The 21,335-nt window shown below is 74.1% G+C and carries 19 protein-coding genes; 4 read left to right on the top strand and 15 right to left on the bottom strand.

Going from position 1 to position 21,335, the window contains the following annotated elements; translation table 11 throughout:
- Positions 1–35 precede the first annotated feature (35 nt).
- The 13 genes from ACL03H_RS18440 to ACL03H_RS18380 all read right to left on the bottom strand — a co-directional run bounded on the left by ACL03H_RS18440 (position 36) and on the right by ACL03H_RS18380 (position 13,254).
- Positions 36–1,202: an MCE family protein gene (locus ACL03H_RS18440; protein WP_412812507.1), complete on the bottom strand. Its 1,167-nt coding sequence runs from the start codon at positions 1,200–1,202 to the stop codon at positions 36–38.
- Positions 1,202–2,326, bottom strand: a complete 1,125-nt coding sequence (locus tag ACL03H_RS18435) for an MCE family protein (protein WP_412812506.1) — start codon at positions 2,324–2,326, stop codon at positions 1,202–1,204. Before ACL03H_RS18435 ends, ACL03H_RS18440 begins: the two co-directional genes overlap by 1 nt.
- Positions 2,326–3,501, bottom strand: coding sequence for an MCE family protein (locus ACL03H_RS18430; protein ID WP_412812505.1), 1,176 nt, complete (start codon positions 3,499–3,501; stop codon positions 2,326–2,328). Before ACL03H_RS18430 ends, ACL03H_RS18435 begins: the two co-directional genes overlap by 1 nt.
- A complete protein-coding gene (locus ACL03H_RS18425; RefSeq protein WP_412812504.1) occupies positions 3,498–4,517 on the bottom strand; it encodes an MCE family protein in 1,020 nt (339 codons plus the stop codon). Before ACL03H_RS18425 ends, ACL03H_RS18430 begins: the two co-directional genes overlap by 4 nt.
- A complete protein-coding gene (locus tag ACL03H_RS18420; protein ID WP_412812503.1) occupies positions 4,514–5,551 on the bottom strand; it encodes an MCE family protein in 1,038 nt (345 codons plus the stop codon). The genes ACL03H_RS18425 and ACL03H_RS18420 overlap by 4 nt, the downstream gene beginning before the upstream one ends.
- On the bottom strand, positions 5,548–6,906 hold the full coding sequence (locus ACL03H_RS18415) for an MCE family protein (RefSeq protein ID WP_412812502.1): 1,359 nt from the start codon (positions 6,904–6,906) through the stop codon (positions 5,548–5,550). Before ACL03H_RS18415 ends, ACL03H_RS18420 begins: the two co-directional genes overlap by 4 nt.
- A 4-nt stretch (positions 6,907–6,910) precedes the next feature.
- A complete protein-coding gene (locus ACL03H_RS18410) occupies positions 6,911–7,783 on the bottom strand; it encodes an MlaE family ABC transporter permease (protein ID WP_412812501.1) in 873 nt (290 codons plus the stop codon).
- 4 nt (positions 7,784–7,787) lie between these two features.
- Entirely contained in the window at positions 7,788–8,582 is a 795-nt protein-coding gene (locus ACL03H_RS18405; protein ID WP_412812500.1) for an MlaE family ABC transporter permease, read from the bottom strand.
- Positions 8,583–8,660: 78 nt separating this feature from the next.
- On the bottom strand, positions 8,661–9,410 hold the full coding sequence (locus ACL03H_RS18400; RefSeq protein ID WP_412812499.1) for a glucose 1-dehydrogenase: 750 nt from the start codon (positions 9,408–9,410) through the stop codon (positions 8,661–8,663).
- A gap of 1 nt (position 9,411) precedes the next feature.
- Entirely contained in the window at positions 9,412–10,920 is a 1,509-nt protein-coding gene (locus tag ACL03H_RS18395) for an aldehyde dehydrogenase family protein (protein ID WP_412812498.1), read from the bottom strand.
- A 46-nt stretch (positions 10,921–10,966) separates the two neighbouring features.
- Positions 10,967–11,848 (bottom strand): 3-oxoacyl-ACP reductase, encoded by an 882-nt coding sequence (locus ACL03H_RS18390; protein WP_412812541.1) that lies wholly within the window; start codon positions 11,846–11,848, stop codon positions 10,967–10,969.
- Positions 11,849–11,876: 28 nt separating this feature from the next.
- Positions 11,877–13,019, bottom strand: coding sequence for a Zn-dependent alcohol dehydrogenase (locus ACL03H_RS18385; RefSeq protein ID WP_412812497.1), 1,143 nt, complete (start codon positions 13,017–13,019; stop codon positions 11,877–11,879).
- 25 nt (positions 13,020–13,044) lie between these two features.
- Positions 13,045–13,254 (bottom strand): ferredoxin, encoded by a 210-nt coding sequence (locus ACL03H_RS18380; RefSeq protein ID WP_412812496.1) that lies wholly within the window; start codon positions 13,252–13,254, stop codon positions 13,045–13,047.
- Positions 13,255–13,610: 356 nt separating this feature from the next.
- Here ACL03H_RS18380 and ACL03H_RS18375 point away from each other — a divergent pair, with 356 nt between their 5' ends.
- The 3 genes from ACL03H_RS18375 (at position 13,611) to ACL03H_RS18365 (ending at position 17,613) form a co-directional block, all read left to right on the top strand.
- Positions 13,611–14,789, top strand: coding sequence for an acyl-CoA dehydrogenase family protein (locus ACL03H_RS18375; RefSeq protein ID WP_412812495.1), 1,179 nt, complete (start codon positions 13,611–13,613; stop codon positions 14,787–14,789).
- Between the two features lie 27 nt (positions 14,790–14,816).
- On the top strand, positions 14,817–15,941 hold the full coding sequence (locus tag ACL03H_RS18370) for an acyl-CoA dehydrogenase family protein (protein WP_412812494.1): 1,125 nt from the start codon (positions 14,817–14,819) through the stop codon (positions 15,939–15,941).
- A gap of 70 nt (positions 15,942–16,011) precedes the next feature.
- Entirely contained in the window at positions 16,012–17,613 is a 1,602-nt protein-coding gene (locus tag ACL03H_RS18365) for a long-chain-fatty-acid--CoA ligase (protein WP_412812493.1), read from the top strand.
- A 34-nt stretch (positions 17,614–17,647) separates the two neighbouring features.
- Here the strand turns inward: ACL03H_RS18365 and ACL03H_RS18360 are convergent, their stop codons facing one another.
- Positions 17,648–18,751 (bottom strand): NAD(P)H-dependent flavin oxidoreductase, encoded by a 1,104-nt coding sequence (locus tag ACL03H_RS18360; protein WP_412812492.1) that lies wholly within the window; start codon positions 18,749–18,751, stop codon positions 17,648–17,650.
- The gene (locus ACL03H_RS18355) at positions 18,751–20,409 is read right to left on the bottom strand and encodes an acyl-CoA synthetase (protein ID WP_412812491.1); all 1,659 of its coding nucleotides are present in this window, start codon (positions 20,407–20,409) and stop codon (positions 18,751–18,753) included. Before ACL03H_RS18355 ends, ACL03H_RS18360 begins: the two co-directional genes overlap by 1 nt.
- An 85-nt stretch (positions 20,410–20,494) precedes the next feature.
- On the opposite strand from ACL03H_RS18355, the gene ACL03H_RS18350 reads away from it, so the two are divergent.
- The gene (locus tag ACL03H_RS18350) at positions 20,495–21,292 is read left to right on the top strand and encodes a crotonase/enoyl-CoA hydratase family protein (protein WP_412812490.1); all 798 of its coding nucleotides are present in this window, start codon (positions 20,495–20,497) and stop codon (positions 21,290–21,292) included.
- Positions 21,293–21,335 lie beyond the last annotated feature (43 nt).

Raw genomic sequence — 21,335 nt, 5'->3', positions numbered from 1 at the left:
GGACGTCCGGGGCCACGCGGCGGGCGCGCGCCCGGCTAGCGCAGCGGGAACGGGAGCGGCTCCGGCTGCTCCGGCACGGCGACCGCGTCCGGGAGCGGCGCTCGGGGTACGTTCGCGGAACCGCGCACGTTGATCTCGCTGCCGGGCGGCTCGGCGCAGTGCAGGTCCCGGTTGGCCGGGACCGGGGTGATGTCGCTGCCGGGTCGGCGCACGGTGCCCTCGTAGCCCTTCTCGCAGGCCAGCGGGTTGAAGAAGTTGAGCACCACGCCCAGGTGCCCGCGGCCGTCGCCGTCCTGCGCGCTGTGGCTGGCGCTCGCCAGCATCGGCATCGCCACCAGGACGTTCTCCAGCGCCGGGGTGCGCACGTGCATCAGGCGCACCGTGGTGAGCAGGTTCGCGGTGGTCGCGGCGAGCCCGCCGCCGCTGGTGCGCAGCAGCGCGTCCAGCTGCCCGGCCGCCGGGGGCGCGGCGTCGATGAGCCGCCGCAGGTCGGGATCGGAGCTCCTCAGCTGCGCGGCCACCTCGCGCAGGCCGGCGCCGAACTCGGTGATCTCCGCGCCCTGCTCCTGCTGGGTCCGCAGCACCACGTCGGCGTTCTCCAGCAGCGAGGTGGTCTGCGGCAGGCTCCGGTCGGCGGCCTCGACGAGCGAACCGGTGCTGTCCAGCAGCCGCCGCAGGTGCGGGCCGCTGCCCCGGAACGCGGTGCCGGACTCCTCGACGACGGTGCGCAGCGAGTCCAGCGGCACGTCGGCGACCAGCCGGTCCAGGTTCAGCAGCACCGATTCCGGCGGGGGTGGGAGTTCGGCGCGCTCGGCGGGGATCACCGAACCGTCCGCGAGCACCGGGCCGCGCTGGTGCTCCGGGCGCAGGTCGAGGTACTGCTCGCCCACCGCCGAGCGGTTCGCCACGGCGGCCCGGGTGTCGGCGGGGATCGGCGGGGCGGTGTCGTCGATGTGCAGGTCGGCGGCCGCGCCGCGCTCGGTGAGCCGCAGCCCGGTGACCCGGCCGACCGCGACCCCGCGGTAGGTGACCTCGGAGTTGACGAAGACTCCGCCGGACTCGGGCAGCCGCACGACCACCGCGTAACCGCCACCGCCGACCAGCCGGTCCAGACCCGCGTAGCGGGCGCCGGTGAACCCGATCCCGAGCACCGCGATGAGCAGGAACAACCCGAGCCTGATCTGGATCGGCCTGGCCAGCATCAGGAACCTCCCAGCAGTCCGTCGAGCAGCCCGCCCGGTCGTCCCGCCGTGGGCGGCGCGGGTGGCAGTGGCAGCGCGGGCAGGGGCGTGCTGGCCGAGAGCCCCGGGATCGGCAGCAGCGGCCCCGAGCTGTTCGCGAGGTTGCCCAGCACGCTGGTCAGGTCGAGGTCCAGATCCACGTCCACGTTCACGAAATCGCCCTTGAGCGGGACCATCGCGTTCTCCGGGAACGGGTAGCTGGCCAGGTAGCCGATCGCCTTCGGCAGGTCCGTCCCGGCACGGGCGAGCTCGCGCAGCGTGGGCTCCAGCGCCCGCAGGTCCGCGACCAGGTCCTGCCCGCTCGCGTTCACCACGTCCACCGAGACCTGGGAGAACCGGTCCAGCGAACGCAGCATCCCCACGAGCTGCCCGCGCTGGCGCTCGACCACCCGCAACCCGGGGGCGAGCCCGTCCAGGCCGGTGACGAGGTCACCGGTCTGCGCCCGCAGGTCCGCGGCGAGCCGGTTCAGCCCGTCCAGCGCGCGGGTGATGTCCCGCTTCTGCCCGTCCAGCCGGGTGACCGCTTCGTCCACCCTGGACAGCAGGGAGCGGGTCCGCGGCTCGTTGCCGGCCAGCGCGCGGTTCAGCTCGTCGACGATCCCGTTGAGCTTGCCCAGGCCGCCGCCGTCGAGCAGCAGCGACAGCGCCCCCAGCACCTCCTCCACCTGCGGGTTGCGGTTGGTGCGCTCCAGCGGGATCTCGGCGCCGTCGCGCAGCCTCCCCCGCGCGGGCCCGGCGGCGGGCGGGGCCAGTTCGACGAACTTCTCCCCCAGCAGGCTGGACTGGCGCAGCCGCGCGTCGGCGTTGGCCGGCAGCTCCACGCCGCCGTTGACCACCAGGGTCACCACCGCCGTGGCGTTGTCCGGCGCGAGCTCGACGCCGCGCACCGCGCCCACGGGCACGTCGTTGACCTTCACCCCCGCCTGCGGCACCAGGTCGAGCACGTCGGTGAACCGCACCCGCACCTCGTAGGGGCGCTCGCCGAGGTCCGCGCCGCCGGGCAGCGGGACGTCCTGGAGCGAGGCTCCGCAGCCGGTGAGCAGCAGCGGCACCAGCGCGCAGCAGGTCCACCGGGCCCGGCGCATCACGGGCCCCCCGTCCCCGGCATCGCGCCGGTCAGCGGCAGCGGCAGCGGGGGTGGCTCGCCCTGGCCGAGGTGCTGGACGGCCTCCGCCGCCGAGGGCAGCCGCAGCGTCCCGTCCAGCAGCCCGGCCAGCCCGTCGCAGGACTTCCGCAGCCGCGGTGGGATCTGCGCCGGGGTGGCGTGCTCCAGCAACGCGCACACCACGAGCACCGGCGGGTTGGTGAGCTCGTTGAGGTTGGCGCGCACCGCGACCGAACCGGACGCGGAGTCGTAGGCGTTGAGGAAGTTGCTCATCCCGGTGGGCGCGATGTCGAGCACCTCGCCCAGCGCCGCGCGCTGGTCCACCAACACCCGGGTGACGTCCGCCAATCCGTCCACGTTGGACGCCACCAGCTCCCGGTTGTCCCGCACGAACGCCTCCAGCTCGGTGAGGGCCGTCGCCAGCGCGCTCAGCGAGGCGGCGGTCTGCCGCCGCTCGTCGGCCAGGAAGCCGGAGACGTCGGCCAGCCGCCCCTGGAAGTCCCGCACCTGCGCGTCGTTCGCGGCCAGCACGGCGGTGAACTCGTTGAGCCGGTCGACCGTGGTGAACAGGTCCCCCTGCGAGTGCCGCAGCGCGCCGGAGAGGTCACCGAGGCGGCGGATCGTCTCGTTCAGCTTCGCCCCGTTGCCGTCCAGGCTCGCCGCGCTCACGTCCAGCAGGTCCGCGAGCGCGCCGTCGCGGTTCGCCCCGTCCGGGCCGAGCGCCCGCGTCAGCGCGTTGGCGCTGCGGTAGAGGTCGTCGAGATCGGCAGGCACCATCGTGCGGTCCTCGCCGAGCACCGCCCCGGCGGGCAGCTCCGGCCCGCCGGAGTAGGCCGGGGTGAGCTGCACGTAGCGGTCGCTGACGAGGCTCGGCGCGACCAGCACGGCCTCGGCGTCGGCCGGGATCCGCACCTCGCGGTCCACCACCAGCTCGACGCGGACGTGCCCGCCCGCCGGGACGACGGAGGCGACGTGGCCTACCTCCACGCCCAGCACCCGCACGGCGGAGTGCTGGTAGAGGCCCACGGCCCGGTCGAAGTGCGCGGTGATCCGGGTGCCCGGCTCCCGCAGCACCCACCACAGGGCGCCGCTGAGCAGCAGCACCAGCGCGCAACCGCAGGCGAGCAGCGCGGTGGGGGCGGGACGTCCGGTCATGGTCCACCTCCGGGGCGGCTCAGGTCGCAGCCCTCCGGGTTGATCCCCACCGGCCCGGCGCTCACCGAGGGCGGCAGCAGTCCGCACAGGTAGCCGTCGAACCAGCGGCCGTTGCCGACCGTGTTGTTGAACCCGGTGACGTAGGGCTCCAGCGCGGCGATGGTGGCGCCCAGCTGGTTCTGGTTGCGCCGCAACATCTCGGTGACCTGGGCGAGTTCGGCGAGCGCCGGGTTCAACCGCTGCTGGTTGTCGGCGATGAGCCCGCGCAGCTGGGCCGAGACGGCCTCGGTGCCGCGCAGCAGCGAGGAGATCGCCTCGCGGCGCCGCTGGAGCTCCGCCAGCAGCAGGCTCCCGTCGTCGATCAGCTTCGCCACCTGGTCGTCGCGCCGCGCGACGACGCCGCTGACGTCGGCGGCGCGGTGCACCACCTCGGCCAGCTCCGCGTCCCGGGAGGCGATGGTGCGCGACAGCGCGGAGAGCCCGTCGACCGCACCGCCGAGGTGCTCGGGGGCGCCGCGCAGGCTCTCGGCGAGCACCGCGAAGCTGCGGCCGAGCCGCGCGGGGTCGAGCTGCTCGGCGCTGCGGGCGAGCTGGTCGAGCGCGTCGGGGATGTCGAACGGCACGTCCGTGCGGGAGGCCGGGATCGGTTCGCCCGGCTCCTGCTCCCCGGCGCCGTCCGGGCGCAGCGCCAGGTTCTTCGCGCCGAGCAGCGTCTTGATCTCGATGGAGACCCGGCTGCGGTCGCCGATCCGCACGTCCCGCACCCGGAACCGCACCAGCACCCGGTCCCCGTCCAGACCGACGTCGGTGACCTCCCCGACCCGCACCCCGGCCAGCTCCACCTCGTCGCCGGGGGCGAGCCCGGCGGATTCGGTGAACCGGGCCGAATAGCTGGTGCCACGGCCCAGCAGCGGCAGGTCGTGGGCGAAGAAGGCGAGCAGCGTCACCGCGGTGAGCAGCGCGAGGGCGACGACGCCCACGGCGGCCTGGTCCCGGTCGCGCAACGCGGTGCTCATGGGCGGCACCTCTCCGGCAGCTCGGTCGGGGGCAGCGGCAGCACCTGCGCCCGGACGTCCAGGCCGGAGATGCCCACGGTGCCGGTGAGCCGGCACAGGTAGAAGTTGAACCAGCTCCCGTAGCTGACCGTGCGGGTCAGCGAGTCCAGCCGCTCCGGCAGCGTCCGCAGGTCGTGCTCCAGCCGAGGCGACTCCGCCCGCACGTTCGCGGCGAGGTCGCCGAGCGCGGCGACGTCCTCGCGCAGCGGCGGGCGGGCCTCGGACAGCAACCCGGCGGTGGTGCCGGTGAGCTCGTCGAGCGCGGCGACGGCCTCCCCGATCGGCCGGCGCTGCTCGGCGAGACCGGTGACGAGCCGTTGCAGCGCGTCGACGAGCCCGCCCAGCTGCGGGCCGCGGACGGCGACCTGCCCGAGCACGGCGTTGAGGTTGCCGATGACCTGGCCGATCACCTCGTCCTTCTCCGCGAGGGTGCCGGTGAGCGAGGCGGTGTGCGCGAGGACGCTCCGCACGGTCCCGCCCTCGCCCTGCAGCACCTGGATCAGCTCGCCGGAGAGCGCGTTGACGTCGGCGGGGTCGAGGGCGCGCAGCAACGGCTGGAAGCCGTTGAACAGCGCGGTCAGGTCCAGCGCGGGCCGGGTCTGGGCGACCGGCAGCGTCGCGTCCGCCGCGAGCAGCGGTTCGCCGGGCTCCAGCGCCGCGTCCAGCGCGAGGTAGCGCTGCCCGGCGAGGTCGCGGTACTTCACGGCGGCGACGGTGTCGACGGGCAGCCGCCGCTCCGCGTCGACCTCGAAGCGGGCCAGCGCGCGGCGGTCGTCGACCACCTCCAGCGAGGTGACCGCACCCACCCGCACCCCGGCGATGCGCACCTCGTCGCCCTCGCCGAGCCCCGAGACGTCGTCGAACTCGGCGGCGTAACCGGTGGTGGACCCGCCGCCGCCGACGGCGATGGTCATCGCCAGCGCCCCGGTGAGCAGGGCGGTGACGAGCGTGAACGCCGCCAGCTTGATCAGCGGTCCGGTGAGCCCCGCTCTCATCGCACGATCACCTCCGCTCCCCGGAAGACGGGGCCGACGAGCACGCTGCTCCAGCCCGGCACCCGCGCCGGTGCGCGGCCCAGCCCGGGAGCGAGCAGCGCGGCGACGAGCTCCCGCTCGGCGGGCGAGTTCGCCGCCAGCGGCCCGCCCGAGGTGGTGCCGGCCGACTGGGGCGAGGTCGGGGCCGGGGCGTCGGCGGGAGGTTGCTCCCCCGGCCCGCGCGGGGGCGGCGGGTGCGAGGACCCGTCCCGCAGCGGCCCGCCCGGCGGGTACTGCGGGAAGCGGTCCGGCGGTTCCACCCACGGGTAGCAGCGCGGGCCCCGGGTGTCCTCGTAGCGGGGTTCGTCCACGCCGGGCAGGTACTCGCCGCGGCTGCCGGTGACCTCGATGGTCACCTTCTGCATCGGGTTCGCGTCGCCCTCGCCGAAGGCGCGCTCGGCGAGGGGGATGCTGGCGGCCAGCTGGTCGAGCACGCAGGTGTACTGCGGGGCGTACCGGCCGAGCAGCTCCAGCACCGGCCGCGACTCGGCGCTGAGCCGGATCAGGTTGTCCTGGTTGGCCTCCAGGAAGGCGCTCGCGTTCACGGCGGTCACCCGGGTGGCGTTCCAGACCTGCCGCAACTGGTCCTCGCGCTCGACGAGGGTGCCGCTCGTGGTGGTGACGTCCCGCAGCGCGCTGAGCAGGTCGGGCACCGCCTCGTGGTAGGTGCGGGCGACCTCGTCGACGCGGCCGAGCACCGACTCCAGCCGGGGCAGCGCGGGGTTGAACCGGCCCAGGTAGTCGTCGAGCCGACGGATCGTCCCGCCCAGCTGCTCGCCGCGCCCCCGCAGGGTCCCGGCGACGGCGTCCAGGGTGGTCGCCAGCTGCTGCGGTCGCACCGCCTGCAGCAGCGGCAGCAGGTCGTCGAGCACCCGCTCGATCTCGATCGCCGCCGCGCTGCGGTCCTGCGGGATCACCGCTCCGCTGGTCAGGTGCGGGCCGGATCCCGCCGCGACCGGGAAGGCCAGCGCCACGTAGCGCTCGCCGAACAGGGTCTTCGGCAGCAGCCGCGCCGAGGTGTCCGCCGGGATGAGCTCCACCAGCTCGGGCCGCAGCGCCAGGTGCAGGGTCGCCCGGCCCGGTCCCGGTTCCACCGAGCTCACCCGGCCGACGACCACCCCGCGCGCCTTCACGTCGGCGCCCGCCCGCATCTCGTTGCCCGCCCGGTCGGTGTGCAGCACCACGGGCACCACCGGGGTGAACGACTGCCGGTAGAAGCCGATCATCGCGGCGACGAACAGTCCCGAGAACAGCAGGAACACCAGTCCCAGCGCCTGGTTCCGGCGTCGCCCGCCGCCGCGCCCGCGTCCGCCCACGCCGCTACCCCGCGATCCGGACGGTGGTGGTCGAGCCCCAGATCGCCAGGCTCAGGAAGAAGTCCAGCACCGCGACCAGCACGATCGAGGTCCGCACGGCCCGCCCGACCGCGACACCGACACCCGCCGGGCCACCGCGCGCGGTGTAGCCGTAGTAGCAGTGCGTCAGGATCACCACGAGGCTGAACGCGAGCACCTTCCCGAACGACCACAGCACGTCCTGCGGCGGCAGGAACAGGTGGAAGTAGTGGTCGTAGGTGCCCGCCGACTGCCCGTAGAACCACACCGTGATCTGCCGCGAGGCGAAGTAGGAGCCCAGCAGTCCGACCACGTACAGCGGCACCACCGCGGCCAACCCGGCGAGCACCCGGCTGGTCACCAGGTACGGGACCGTGCGCACCCCCATCACCTCCAGCGCGTCGATCTCGTCGGAGATCCGCATCGCCCCGAGCTGCGCGGTGAATCCGCACCCGACCGTCGCCGACAGCGCCAGTCCCGCCGACAGCGGCGCGACCTCCCGGGTGTCGAAGTAGGCGGCGATGAACCCGGTGAGCGCGGAGGTCCCCAGCTGGTCCAGCGACGAGTAGCCCTGCAGGCCCACGATCGCCCCGGTGCACACCGTCATCCCGATCATCACGCCGAGGGTGCCGCCGATGACGGCGAGCGCTCCGCTGCCGAACATCACCTCGGTCAGCAGCCGCCCGGTCTCCCGGGGGTACTTCCGCAACGTCAGCGGGGCCAGCGCCACCGCCCGCAGGAAGAACGACAGCTGCCCGCCCAGGTCGGCCAGCGCGTCACCGGGACGGGAGAACAGCGCCGACCACCTGCGCCGCCACGCGGTCGGCGGTGGCAGGTGCTGCTCGGTGGTGGCGGCCATCGGCTCACAACTCCTTCGGCGGAACGAGTTGCAGGTACAGGCCGGTGAGCACGAGGTTGATCGCGAACAGCAGCAGGAAGGTGATCACGACGGCCTGGTTCACCGCGTCCCCGACGCCCTTCGGCCCGCCGGCCGGGTTCAACCCTCGATAGGCCGCCACGACCCCGGCCACGAAGCCGTAGATCAGCGCCTTGAGCTCGCTGACGTACAGGTCCGGCAGCTGCGCGAGCGCGTTGAAGCTGGCCAGGTAGGCACCCGGGGTGCCGCCCTGGAGCACCACGTTGAAGAAGTAGCCGCCCGCCACGCCCACCACGCTGACCAGCCCGTTGAGCAGCACCGACACGAACACCGCGCCCAGCACCCTCGGCACGATCAGCCGGTGGATCACCGGGACGCCCAGCACCTCCATCGCGTCGATCTCCTCGCGGATGGTGCGGGCGCCGATGTCGGCGCACACCGCCGAGCCACCGGCCCCGGCCACCAGCAGCGCGGTGATGAGCGGGCTGGCCTGCTGCAGGATGGACAGCGCGCTGGCCGCGCCGGTGAAGGACTGCGCACCGATCTGCTGGGTCAGCGAGCCGAGCTGCATCGCGATCACCGCGCCGAACGGGATCGCCACCAGCGCGGTGGGCAGGATCGTCACGGCGGCGAACAGCCACGCCTGCTGCACCCACTCCCGGAACTGGAAGGGCCGCTTCGGGATCGCGCGCAGCACCTCCCAGGACAGCGTGGCGATCCGCCCGGCCTCGGCGAAGGCCGCACCGGCCGGGACGCGGTGGCTCGCGCCCGGCGAGCTCATCGCGCGCTCCCGGTCCGGTCGGGTGCGCCGGCCGCGATGACCATCGCTCCACCACCTCGAAGACGTGCCCGGATGTTCCTACGGGGCAAGGGAATGCGCGGCGGTCGCCCCGCCGTCGGCGACGAATTCCGCGCCGGTGCAGTAGGAGCTCTCGTCGGAGGCCAGGAACAGCACCAGCTCGGCGATCTCCTCGGCGCGGCCGAGCCTGCCCAGCGCCAGGCGCGACTTCGCGAACCCGTGCAGCGCGGTGCCCGCCGCGGCGCGCACCATGTCGGTGTCGATCACACCCGGGTGCACCGAGTTCACCCGGATCCCGCGCGCTCCCAGCTCCAGGGCGGCCACCTTGGTCATGCCGCGGATGGCGAACTTGCTGGCCGAGTAGGCGATCGTGCCGGGCATCCCCGCGAGTCCCTCCACCGAGGACACGTTCACGATGGACCCGCCCCCGGGCATGGAGCTCAGCACCGCGCGCATCCCGAGGAAGGTGCCGAGCTGGTTGGTGCGCAGCACCCGCTCGTAGTCGGCGGGATCGGTCTCGGCGATCGGCGCCAGGTGCAGGATCCCGGCGTTGTTCACGAGCACCGAGACCGGTCCGAACTCCTGCTCCGCCACCCGCACGGCCGCCGCCCAGTCCGCCGCGGTGCCGACGTCGAGGTGCCGGTACCGCGCCGCCGCTCCGAGCTCGGCCGCCACCGCGGCCCCGGTCTCGTCGGCGACGTCGGCCAGCAGGACCCGGGCGCCCTCGGCGACGAAGCGCCGCGCGGCGGCGGCGCCCTGCCCGCCGGCCGCACCGGTGATGATCGCGACCTTGCCGTTCAGCCGGGCCACCTCACATCATCTCCCCGGACAGGGGCAGCAGGACCGACTTGAGCTCGGTGTAGGCCTCGAACGCGCCGCGCCCGCCCTCGCGGCCGAGGCCGGACTGCTTGTAGCCGCCGAAGGGCAGGTGCGGCTCCACCTGGAATCCGTTGATGCCGACCGTGCCCGCGCGGATCCGGCGCGCGACCCGGAAGGCGCGCTGGACGTCGGTGGTGAACACGCCCGCGCCCAGCCCGTACTCGGTGTCGTTGGCCAGCCGGACCGCCTCGTCCTCGTCCTCGAACGGGATCACCGACAGCACCGGCCCGAAGACCTCCTGGCGCGCGATGGCCATCGCGTTGTCCACCTCCGCGAAGATCGCCGGGGTGACGAAGTTCCCGGCCGCCAGCTCTCCGTCGGCGCGAACCCCGCCGGTGACCAGCCGGGCGCCCTCCCGCTCGCCCTGGTGGACCAGGTCCAGCACCCGGCCGAGCTGCCGCTCGTTGATCAGCGGGCTGGCCAGCACGCCCGGGTCGAACGGGTCGCCGTAGGTGACCGAGTCCGCGATCATCCCGGCCGCGTCGAGGAATTCGTCGTAGACGTCCCGGTGCACCAGCGCCCTGGTGTGCGCCACGCAGGCCTGCCCGGACAGCCCGAGGGTCACCATGCCCATCGCGGTCATCCCGGCCATCCCGGCGTCGGCGTCGGCGAACACCAGCGCGGGGCTCTTGCCGCCGAGCTCCAGCGACACCCGCTTCATCGTCGGCGCGGCGGCCTCGACGATGCGCCTGCCGACCTCGCGGCTGCCGGTGAAACTGATCTTGTCCACGCCGGGGTGGTTGATCAGCGGCTCACCGGTGGTCTCGCCGGTCCCGGTCACCACGTTGAGCACGCCACCGGGCACGCCCGCCTCGGCCAGCAGCCGCACCATCCGCAGCACGGCGAAGGTCGCGTGCTCGGAGGGCTTGAGCACCACGGTGCACCCGGCGGCCAGGGCCGGCGCCACCTTCTGCGCGAACAGCAGGAACGGCGCGTTCCACGGCAGGATCGCCGCGACCACGCCGACCGGCTCGCGCACGGTCAGCGCCAGGTGATCACCGCCCTGGTAGGGCGGCAACGTCTCGCCCCCCGCCTTGTCGATCCAGCCGGCGTGGTGGTCGAACACGTCCGCGGCCACGTCGACCGAGCCCGCGTAGACGGTGCCGAAGGACAGCGGCACCCCGTTGTCCAGCGCCTGCAGGCCGCGCAGCTCCTCGGCGTGCTCGCGCAGGGCCTCCGCGCAGCGGTGCAGCAGCTTCACCCGCTGCCCGGCGCGCCACCGCGGCCAGTCGCTCTCGTCGAACGCGCGCCGCGCGGCGCGCACCGCCTCGTCGACGTCCTCCGGACCCGCGACCGGGAACCGCCCGATCGCCTCCTGCGTGGCCGGGTGGTGGTGGGTCCAGGTCTCGCCGGAGCGGGCCTGCTGCCACCGCCCCTCGACGAACAGCGAGCCGTCCTCCAGCCCGACCTGCTCGCGGTGCTGCTGCACGGTCAGCGACATCGTTGTCACTCCTCCTGGTCGGTGCGGCTCGGCCCGGCACCGGGCGCTAGGTCGGCGAGAGCAGGTCGGTGCTGGTGAACATCCCTCCGTCGCGCGCGGCGAAGTGCGCGCCGACGCTGCGGTGCAGTTCTTCGACGGTCCAGGTCGCGCCCTCGGCCTCGAACCGGCGCTCGACGGTGGGCGGCGCCATCAGCGCGACCTGACCGCCGTGCACCACGAAGACCTGCCCGCTGATCGCCTCGGCGGCGGGCGCGGCGAGGTAGGCGACGAACGGCGCGACGTGCTCGGTGGAGAGCGGATCCACCTCCCCCTCCGGCGCGGGACCGAACGCGGACTCGGTCATCGCGGTCCGCGCGCGCGGGCAGATCGCGTTCGCGCGCACCCCGTAGCGGGCCAGCGCGCGGGCGGTGGAGACGGTCAGCGCCGCGATGCCCGCCTTGGCGGCGGCGTAGTTCGGCTGCCCCGCGGAGCCGAGCAGGAAGGCCTCCGAGGCGGTGTTGACGATCCGCCCGTACACCTCGGCCCCGGTCTCCTTCGCCCGGGCGCGCCAGTGCGCGGCGGCCGCGCGGCAGAGCAGGAAGTGGCCGCGCAGGTGGACCCGCACGACCTCGTCCCACTCCTGGTCGCTCATGGTGAACACCATCCGGTCGCGCAGCACGCCCGCGTTGTTCACCACCACGTGCAACCCGCCGAAGTGCCCCAGCGCCGCCGCGAGCAGCTCGTCGGCGACCTCGCCGTCCCCGACGTCACCGCGCACCGCGGCAGCCCGGCCCCCGAAGTCGCGGATCTCGGCGGCCACCGAACCGGCCGCCTCGGACACGTCGTTGACCACCACGTCCGCCCCGGCCGCCGCCAGCGCCAGCGCCTCCGCCCGGCCCAGCCCGGCCCCGGCACCGGTGACCACGGCGACCTTCCCGGTGAGGTCCAGCTGCACGGGATCGTCCACGGTGGACTCCTCAGTCGAAGGTGACGATCTGGCGCACGAGCGCGGAGTTCCCGTCCCGCAACGCCGCCAGCCCGTCGTTGATCTCGGTCAGCGGCAGCCGGCGGCTGATCATGCCTTCCAGGTCGAGGCGGCCCGCGCGCCACAACCGCACCATCCGGTCGATGTCGCGGCGCGGGTCGGCCGAGCCGTAGAACGAGGGCAGGATCTTGCGCTCGTTGATGAACAGCTCCTGCGCGGTGAACTCGACCTTCTCCTCCGGTCCACCCGCGCCGACGATGACGACGCTGCCGCCGCGCCTGGTGGCGTCGTAGGCGGCGCGGATGGTGCCCGAGCGCCCGACGACCTCGATGGCGTAGTCGAACCCGGCACCGCCGGTGAGCTCCTGCTTGAGCTCGTCGAGCCCGTCCGGAGTGGTGGTGCGGGTGGCGCCGAACCGCTCGGCGTCGGCGTGCTTGGCGGTGATCGGGTCGACCGCGACGATCTGCGCGGCGCCGGCCAGCCGCAGCCCCTGGATCACCGAGATGCCCACTCCGCCGCAGCCGATGACGACCGCCGTGGAGCCCGGCTCGACCCGGGCGGTGTTGAGCACCGCCCCGACCCCGGTCAGCACCCCGCAACCCAGCAGCGCCGCGATCTCGAACGGCACGTCGGCATCGATCTTGATCGCACCGTCCCGGGGCAGCACCAGCTCCTCGGCGAAGGTGCCGCACCCGGCGAAGCCGAACACCGGCTCGGCGCCGACCTCGAACCGGGGCGAGGTGAACGCGGCGATGGTGTGCACCGCGCACAGGTGCGGTTGCCCGTTGAGGCAGTCCCGGCAGCCGCCGCAGGGCGGGACGAACGTGACGGTCACCCGGTCACCGGGCGCGAGGTCCGCGACCCCGTCCCCCACCGCCAGCACCTCGCCCGCGCCCTCGTGGCCCATCACCCCGGGCGCCAGCGCGGGCAGCGTGCCGTTCATCGCGGACACGTCGCTGTGGCAGATGCCGGCCGCCCTGATCCGGACGTGGACGTCGTTCGGACCGGGAGCGACCACCCCCGCGTCCGAGCGGACGTCGAGCCGGGCGTCGCCGATCTCCTTGAGCACCGCTGCCTTCACCGGCTTCTCCTCACCGAGTCCGGGGCCGCCCGCGACGACTGCTGCGTGCGACACAGAATAGAACGTGTTCCTATTCGCTTCAAGCGTCGTCGTTGTTCACTTCGTTCATCCAGAACAGGGCACCCTTGGGGCAACTCTCGACCGCTTCAGAAACGTGTTCCACCTCCTCGGCCGACACCGGCCGACGGACGTGCAGCAGCTCGTCGTCGTCGAGCTCGAAGACCTCCGGGGCCAGCGCGGCGCACACGCCGTTGGCCTCGCACAGCTCGGACCGCACACCGATCTCCATCGCTTCCCTCCGCGCTCGTGGCACCCGGGACGAGGACCGGGCGGGCGGGAGCACCGGACACCTGGGAGCAACGAGCGGACACCTCCCGCGCGACTGCTCCATCCGAGCGGTGTCGAACTGAACCGCTTCCGCACCCGACCCGGCCGCGCTCGACCCGACCCCGGCCAGACTCCGACACTTCCGAATAGAACTCGTTTCACGCTATCCCAACGAGCCAGCTCACCGAAAGCGAGAGGAGCCCGCCTCGGGGGTGAACTTTGGTGCACACGAGTGGTCGACCGATCGCCAGGACTCGATCTATGGTCGAATGAAACACGTTCCACATTCGCACCGGAACGGCCGCGGCAGGAGGCCCCATGCACATCGGCTTCACCCCCGACGAGCACCGGCTGCGGGAGCGGCTGCGCGACTACTTCGCGGGGCTCATGACCGACGAGCTCCGCGCGGAGCTCTCCGAGGGCGGCGACTACGGCGACGGCGAGGCGTACAAGCGGATCGTGCGGCGGCTCGGATCCGACGGCTGGCTGGCGCTCGGCTGGCCGCGCGAGCACGGCGGCCACGGCGGAACCGTGCTGGAGCAGCTCATCTTCACCGACGAGGCCGCCGTCGCCGGCGTGCCGGTGCCGTTCCTGACGCTCAACAGCATCGCTCCCACGATCATGCGCTACGGCAGCCCGGAGCAGCGGGCGCACTTCCTGCCCGGCATCGCCTCCGGCGAGCTGCACTTCTGCATCGGCTACTCCGAACCGGAGGCCGGGACCGACCTCGCCTCGCTGCGCACCAGCGCCGTCCGCGACGGGGACGACTACGTGATCAACGGGCGGAAGATGTGGACCAGCCTGGTGCAGTACGCCGACCACGTCTGGCTCGCCTGCCGCACCGATCCGGAGGCGCGCAAGCACCGGGGACTCAGCGTGCTCATCGTGCCGACGAGCTCGCCGGGCTTCTCCTGGACCCCGGTCCGCACCGTCGCGGGTCCGACCACCAGCGCCACCTACTACGAGGACGTGCGGGTGCCCGCCACGGCGCTGGTCGGCGCGGAGAACGCGGGCTGGCCGCTGATCACCAACCAGCTCAACCACGAGCGGGTCGCGCTCACCTCCGCCGCGCCGATCCGCTCCGCCCTGGCGCGGGTCCGGGAGTGGGCGGCCGCCACCGAGCTGCCCGGCGGGGGCCGGGTGCTGGACCAGGAGTGGGTGCGCACGCACCTCGCGCGGGTGCACGCGGGAGCCGAGGTGCTGAAGCTGATGAACTGGAAGATCGCCTGGGCCGCCGAGCGGGAACCGGCACCCGCCACGGCCTCGGCCACGAAGGTCTACGGCACGGAGCTGGCCGTCGAGGCCTACCGGTTGCTGATGGAGGTGCTGGGCCCCACCGCGCACGTGCGCACCGGTTCCCCGGGCGCGGCGCTGCGCGGGCGGATCGAGCGGATGCACCGCGCCGCGCTGATCCTCACCTTCGGCGGCGGCACCAACGAGGTGCAGCGCGACATCGTCTCGACCGCGGGGCTCGGCCTGCCGCCGGCCCGCCGCTGATCCCGATCCCACCCACGGAGGTCCACGATGGATTTCGCCCCCGCCGAGCGGCAGCGCGTCCTGGCCGAGCTGACCCGCGACGTCCTCGCGGACCACGCGACCGCCGAGCGCCTGCGGGAAGTCGAGGGCGGCCCGGACCGGTTCGACCGCGCGCTGTGGTCGGCGCTGGCCGGCGCCGGGGTGCTCGGCGCCGCGCTGCCCGAGGAGCTCGGCGGCGGCGGGTGCGGGGTGCTGGAGCAGTGCGGGGTCCTCGTCGAGCTCGGCCGGGCCGTCGCACCGGTGCCGTACCTGGCCTCGGTGGTCGCCTGCGCGGGCGCGGTGCTGCGGTTCGGCGACACGCGCGTGCGGGAGCGCTGGGCCGGTCCCGCCGCGAGCGGGGACGTGGTGCTCGCGCCCGCGTTCGCCGAGGGAGCCGACCCGCGCCCGGCCGTCCCCGCGACCCGCGCGGAGCACCGGGACGACAGGTGGGTTCTGGTCGGCGAGAAGACGGCGGTACCGGCCGGGCCGGTCGCGGACGCCTTCCTGGTGCCCGCCGCGACACCGGGGGGAACGCGGGTCTTCGTGGTGGACGCCGACGCCGGAGGCGTGGCGGTGCACCGGCAACGGGTGGTCGACGGGGACTCCGAGGCGCTGCTGGAGCTCGACGAGGTGGCCGTGGACGCCGACCGGGCGCTCGGCGACGGAACCGAGGACGTGGCCGGGTGGCTCGCCGGGCGGCTGGCCCTCGGGGGCTGCGCCGAGCAGCTCGGCGTGCTGGAGCGGGCGTTGGAGCTCACCGCCGGGCACGCTGGGCAGCGCGTGCAGTTCGACCGCCCGATCGGTTCCTTCCAGGCCGTCTCGCAACGGCTCGCGGACGGCTACGTCGACGTGGAGTCGCTGCGGCTCACGACCTGGCAGGCGGCCTGGCGCGCGGCCGAGAACCTGGGCTGCGAGACCGAGATCGCGACCGCGAAGTTCTGGGCGGCCGAGGCCGGGCACCGGGTCGCGCACACCGCGGTGCACGTGCACGGCGGGGTGGGCATCGACGTGGCGCACCCGCTGCACCGGTACTTCGTGGCGGCCAAGCGCCACGAGTTCGCCCTCGGCGGCGCCACCTCCCAGCTCCGCCGGATCGGGGCCGCCCTCGCCGCCGGCGAAGCGGACCTCGACTGAACGGCCCGTTCGTCCAGCGGGATCGGGCGAACGGGCCGTTCACCCCAGTTGATCGACGCGGGAGCGCGGGATGGCCGATCCGACGGTGACCGAACTGCTGCTGGCCCGGGCCGCCGATGACGGCCCCGGGCTGCGCTTCGAGCGGTGGCAGCGGTCCTGGGCGCGGCACGTGCGCGACTGCGCCGAACTCGCCTCGGCGCTGCGCTCGCTGCGCCGCGAGGGGCCCTGGCACCTCGGGGTGCTGCTCGACAACGTGCCGGAGTTCCCCGCCCTGCTCGGGGCGGCCGCGTTGTCCGGCGCGGTGGTGGTCGGGCTCAACCCCGGCCGGCGCGGCGAGGCGCTGGCCCGCGACGTGCGGCTGGCCGACTGCCAGTGGGTGATCGCGGAGCGGCGGTACGCGCCGCTGCTCGACGGCCTGGACCTGGGCGCCGCGCGCGGCCGGGTGCTGCTGGTGGACGGCCCCGAGTGGCCCGCGCTGCTGCGCGCGCACCGCGGCGCGCCCCCGGAACCGGTGCCCGCGAGCCCGGACGACCTGCTGGCGCTGCTGTTCACCTCCGGCACCGGTGGCGAGCCGAAGGCGGTGCGCTGCACGCACCGCAAGGTCGCCGTGCCGGGCCGGATGCTGGCGCGGCGCTTCGGCCTCGGCGGGCGGGACGTGGTGTACGTGTCGATGCCGCTGTTCCACTCGAACGCGCTGTTCGCCGGGTGGGCGGTGGGCCTGGCGGCGGGTGCGGCGGTCGCGCTGCGACGGCGGTTCTCCGCCTCCGGCTTCCTGCCCGACGCGCGCCGGTTCGGCGCGACCTACGCGAACTACGTGGGCAAGCCGCTGTCCTACGTGCTGGCGACGCCGGAGCGCCCGGACGACGCGGACAACCCGCTGCGGGTGGTCTACGGGAACGAGGGCGCCGAGCGGGACCTGGCGCGCTTCGCCGAGCGCTTCGGCTGCCGGGTGGTCGACGGCTTCGGCTCCACCGAGGGCGGAGTCGCGATCTCGCGCGGTCCGGACGCGCCGCCCGGCTCGCTGGGCAGGCCCGCGCCGGGAGTGCGGGTGCTCGATCCGGAGACCGGACACCCCTGCCCGCCCGCCGAGTTCGACGCCGGCGGCCGGCTGCTGAACCCGGCGCAGGCGATCGGCGAGCTGGTCAACACCGAGGGCGCCGGTGCCTTCGCCGGTTACTACGGCGACGCCGGAGCCGAGCAGTCGCGGCTGCGCGGCGGGATGTACTGGAGCGGTGACCTCGCCTACGCGGACGCGGCCGGGTTCTGCTACTTCGCGGGCCGCTCCGACGACTGGCTGCGGGTGGACGGGGAGAACCTGGGCACCGCGCCGATCGAGCGGATCCTGCTGCGCCACCCCGGCATCGCGCAGGCCGCGGTGTACTCGGTGCCGGGCCGGGAGGTCGGCGATCAGGTGATGGCCGCGGTCGTGCCGGTGGCGGGCGCGGAACCGGAGCTGGGCGATTTCCTCGCGGCGCAACCGGATCTGGGCCCGAAGCAGCTGCCGAGGTTCGTGCGGATCACCGCGGAGCTCCCGCGGACCGAGACCCACAAGGTGCGCAAGCGGGACCTGGCCGCGCAGCGCTGGGACTGCGCGGACCCGGTGTGGTGGCGGCCCGGCCCGGAGGCGGTCTACGAACGGCTCACCCCGGATCGCGCCGCCGCGCTGGACTAGCCCGGTCCCGCGCGGGAGCGGCGCGGCACCGGTGTCAGCTCAGGTCCGCCAACCGCGCCACCGTCGCGTGCAGGTCGCTCACCAGGTCCGACATCACCTCGTCGACGCCGCGCACCTCGTTCATCCGCCCCACGACCTGCCCCACCGGCATCGCCACCACCTCCGGGTCGTCGGCGCGGCTGATGCGCTGGTGCGCCTCGCTGACCAGGATGTTCTGCAGGGGCATCGGCAGCGGGGCGGGAGCGTCCGGTTCGCTCCACGCCTCGGTCCAGCGGGTCCTGAGCAGCCGGGCGGGCTTGCCGGTGTAGATGCGGGTGCGCACGGTGTCCGAGGACCCCGCCGCCAGCAGCGCCCGCTGCACCGCCGAGTCACCGGTGGTCATCGCGTATTCCCGGGTGGCCAGCCAGTAGGAGCCCATCCACGCCCCGCTCGCGCCCAGGGCGAGCGCGGCCGCCACCTGGGGCCCGGAGCCGATGCCGCCGGCGGCCAGCACCGGGACCCGCTCCCCCACCGCGTCCACGACCTCCGGCACCAGCACCATCGTGGCGATCTCGCCGGTGTGCCCGCCCGCCTCGTGGCCCTGCGCCACGACGAGGTCCACGCCTTGCTCGACGTGCCTGCGGGCGTGCTCGGCCTTGCCCGCCAGCGCGGCGACCAGCACGCCCTGCTCGTGGGCGCGGCCGATGACGTCCGGCGGCGGGGAACCGAGCGCGTTGGCGATCAGCGCGATCGGATGCCGCAGCGCGACGTCCACGTGCGAGCGGGCCACCGAGTGCAGCCAGCCCAGCACCGCGTCCCGGCGCCCCTCCCCGGCGGGCAGCTCCGGTACGCCGAGCCTGCTCAGGGTTCCGCGCACGAATTCCCGGTGCTGCTCGGGGACCATCGCGGCGAGATCCACGCCGGAGCCCTCGGTCGGCACGGTCGACGGCATCACCACGTCCACGCCGTAGGGCCTGCCGCCGGTGCGCTCGTCCATCCAGTCCAGGACGGCGTCGAGCTCCTCGGCGTCGTTGAACCGCACGGCGCCGAGCACCCCCAGCCCGCCCGCGCGGCTGATCGCGGCCGCGACGTGCTCGGACGGCGTGAAGCCGACGATCGGGTGTTCGATGCCGAGCCGGTCGCAGAGGGCGGTGCGCATCAGGTGGTCCTCTCTGCCGCGTCGGACGCGGCGGGGCGCTGGGCGGCTCCGGCGCGCACGGCGTCGGGCTCGTGCCGCCCGGCGTACCGGGCGGCCCAGCGGTAATCGGGTTTGCCGCTGGGCGAGCGGTGCACCCGCTCGGCCAGCCACAGCTTGCGCGGCACCTTGTAACCCGCGATCAGCTCGCGGGCGTGCGCCTCCAGTTCGCCCCAGGCCGGGGCGGCGCCGTCGCGGGTCTGCACCACCGCCGCGACGCACTGGCCGAGCCGCTCGTCGGGGACGCCGAACACCAGGGCGTCGAAGACGTCGGGATGCGCCTTGAGCGCGCCCTCGACCTCCTCCGGGTAGACCTTCTCGCCCCCGGTGTTCACCGACGTCGAGCCGCGGCCGAGCATCGTCACGGTGCCGTCGTCCTCGTAGCGGGCGTAGTCGCCCGGCACCACGTAGCGGGTGCCGTCGACCTCGACGAACACCGAACCGGTCTTGTCCGGGTCCTTGTAGTAGCCGAGCGGGACGTGCCCGGAGCGGGCCAGCAGCCCGACCTCCCGGGAGCCGCGCGGCAGCGGCCGCCCGTCCGCGCCGATGATCGCCGTCGCGGAGTCGGCGCGCACCCGGGGTCCGCCGGTGCGCCGACCGTCCTTGCTGAGCACCCCGATTCCGCTGAAACCCGTCTCGGAGCTGCCGATGGAATCGGTGAGCACCACGTTCGGCAGCGCGTCGAGGTACTGCTCCTGCACCGCGGGCGAGAACAGCGCGGCGCTGCTGGAGATCGCCACCAACGCGCCCGCGTCGTAGCCGCCCCGGTGGTAGGCCTCGATGAGCGGGCGCGCCATCGCGTCCCCGGTGATGGCCAGGACGTGCACGCCGTGGGTCTCGATCGCCCGCCACACCTCGTCCGGGTCGAACTCGGGCAGGATCACCACGGTGCTGCACGCGAACAGGTTGCCGAAGGCGGCCCACTGCGCGGCCCCGTGGATGAACGGCGCCGCCGGCAATCGCACCAGCCCACCGCCGGCCGCGCCCTCGGTGGCCTGCTGCCACTCGTCGGTCACGGCCTCGCCGGTCATGAAGTCGATGCCGCCGCCGAGGGTCCGCCAGACGTCCTCGTGGCGCCACATCACGCCTTTCGGGTTCCCGGTGGTGCCCCCGGTGTAGAGCAGGAAGAGGTCGTCCCCGGAACGGGTCGGGAAGTCCCGCTCGGGCGAGGAGTTCGCGAGCGCCGCCTCGTAGGGGGTCGCGCCGTGTCCGGCGCAGTCCAGCTCGCTGCCGTCGTCGAGGACGAGCACCTCGCGCACGCCCGCGGGCAGCGCCTCGGCGACCCGGTCGCCGTAGCGGCGCTCGTGCACCAGGGCGGCGAGGTCGGCGTCCTCGAAGAGGTAGCGCAGCTCGGCCGCCACGTACCGGTAGTTGACGTTGACCGCGACCGCGCGGAGCTTGTAGGCGGCGAGCATCGCCTCCAGCGCTTCGATCCGGTTCCGGGTGTGGACGCCGACGTGCGAGCCCCGGCCCAGCCCCCGGCTCGCCCAGTGGTGGGCGAGCCGGTTGGACCGGTCTTCCAGTTCGGCGAAGGTGACCCGGTGCTCGCCGCAGATCACGGCGACGCGCTCGGGTGTCAGGTCGACGGCGTGCTCGAAGAGATCCGCGATGTTGTGCGCCACCCGATCGAAAGTAGAACATGTTATTGTTCTCGACAACGGCCGATCGGTTCACGTTGCCCCGCAACAGATTCCGGGAGGGAACCCGATGTCCACCGCGCCCGACTCCGCCCTGGACTGCCTCGTCGAACGACGCGGGGCGGTGCTGGTGGTGACGATGAACCGCCCGCACGCCCGCAACGCGCTCTCCGCCGAGATGATGTCGATCATGAAGGAGGCGTGGGACGAGGTGGACGGCGACGACGGGATCCGCGCCTGCGTGCTCACCGGGGCGGGCGGCGCGTTCTGCGCGGGCGCCGACCTCAAGGCGATGACCACCAGCCACCCCGGCGACACCACCGGCGGCCGCGATCTGTCGGTGATCGAACCGCTGCTCAAGGGGCGCCGGCTCACCAAGCCGCTCATCGCCGCCGTGGAGGGACCCGCGATCGCGGGCGGCACCGAGATCCTGCAGGCCACCGACATCCGCGTCGCCGGGCGGGGGGCGCGGTTCGGCGTCTCGGAGTGCCGGTGGGGCCTGTTCCCGCTGGGCGGCTCGGCGGTGCGGCTGCCGCGCCAGATCCCCTACGCCCTCGCCGCCGAGATCCTGCTGACCGGCAGGCACCTCAGCGCCGAGGAGGCCGCGCGGATCGGCCTGATCGGCCGGGTCGTACCCGACGGCGAGGCGCTGAGCACCGCGCTGGAGCTGGCCGATGCGGTCGCGGCCAACGGACCGCTGGCCGTGCGCGCCGTCCTGCGCACCATGCGCGAGACCGAGGGAATGCCCGAGGACGAGGCCTTCCAGGTCGACACCGCCCTCGGCCTGGAGGTCTTCCGCAGCGCGGACGCGAAGGAAGGCCCCCGCGCCTTCGCCGAGCGGCGCACCCCCGACTTCCGCGGCGCCTGACCGGGAGCGCCGCACTCGTCGATCCCCGCCTCCGCAGCGGTGG

The sequence above is a fragment of the Saccharopolyspora antibiotica genome (genome assembly GCF_047200635.1).
Classification (GTDB): Bacteria; Actinomycetota; Actinomycetes; order Mycobacteriales; family Pseudonocardiaceae; genus Saccharopolyspora_C.
Note: the sequence above shows the minus strand (reverse complement) of the source record. Positions and strands in the feature narration are given on the sequence as shown.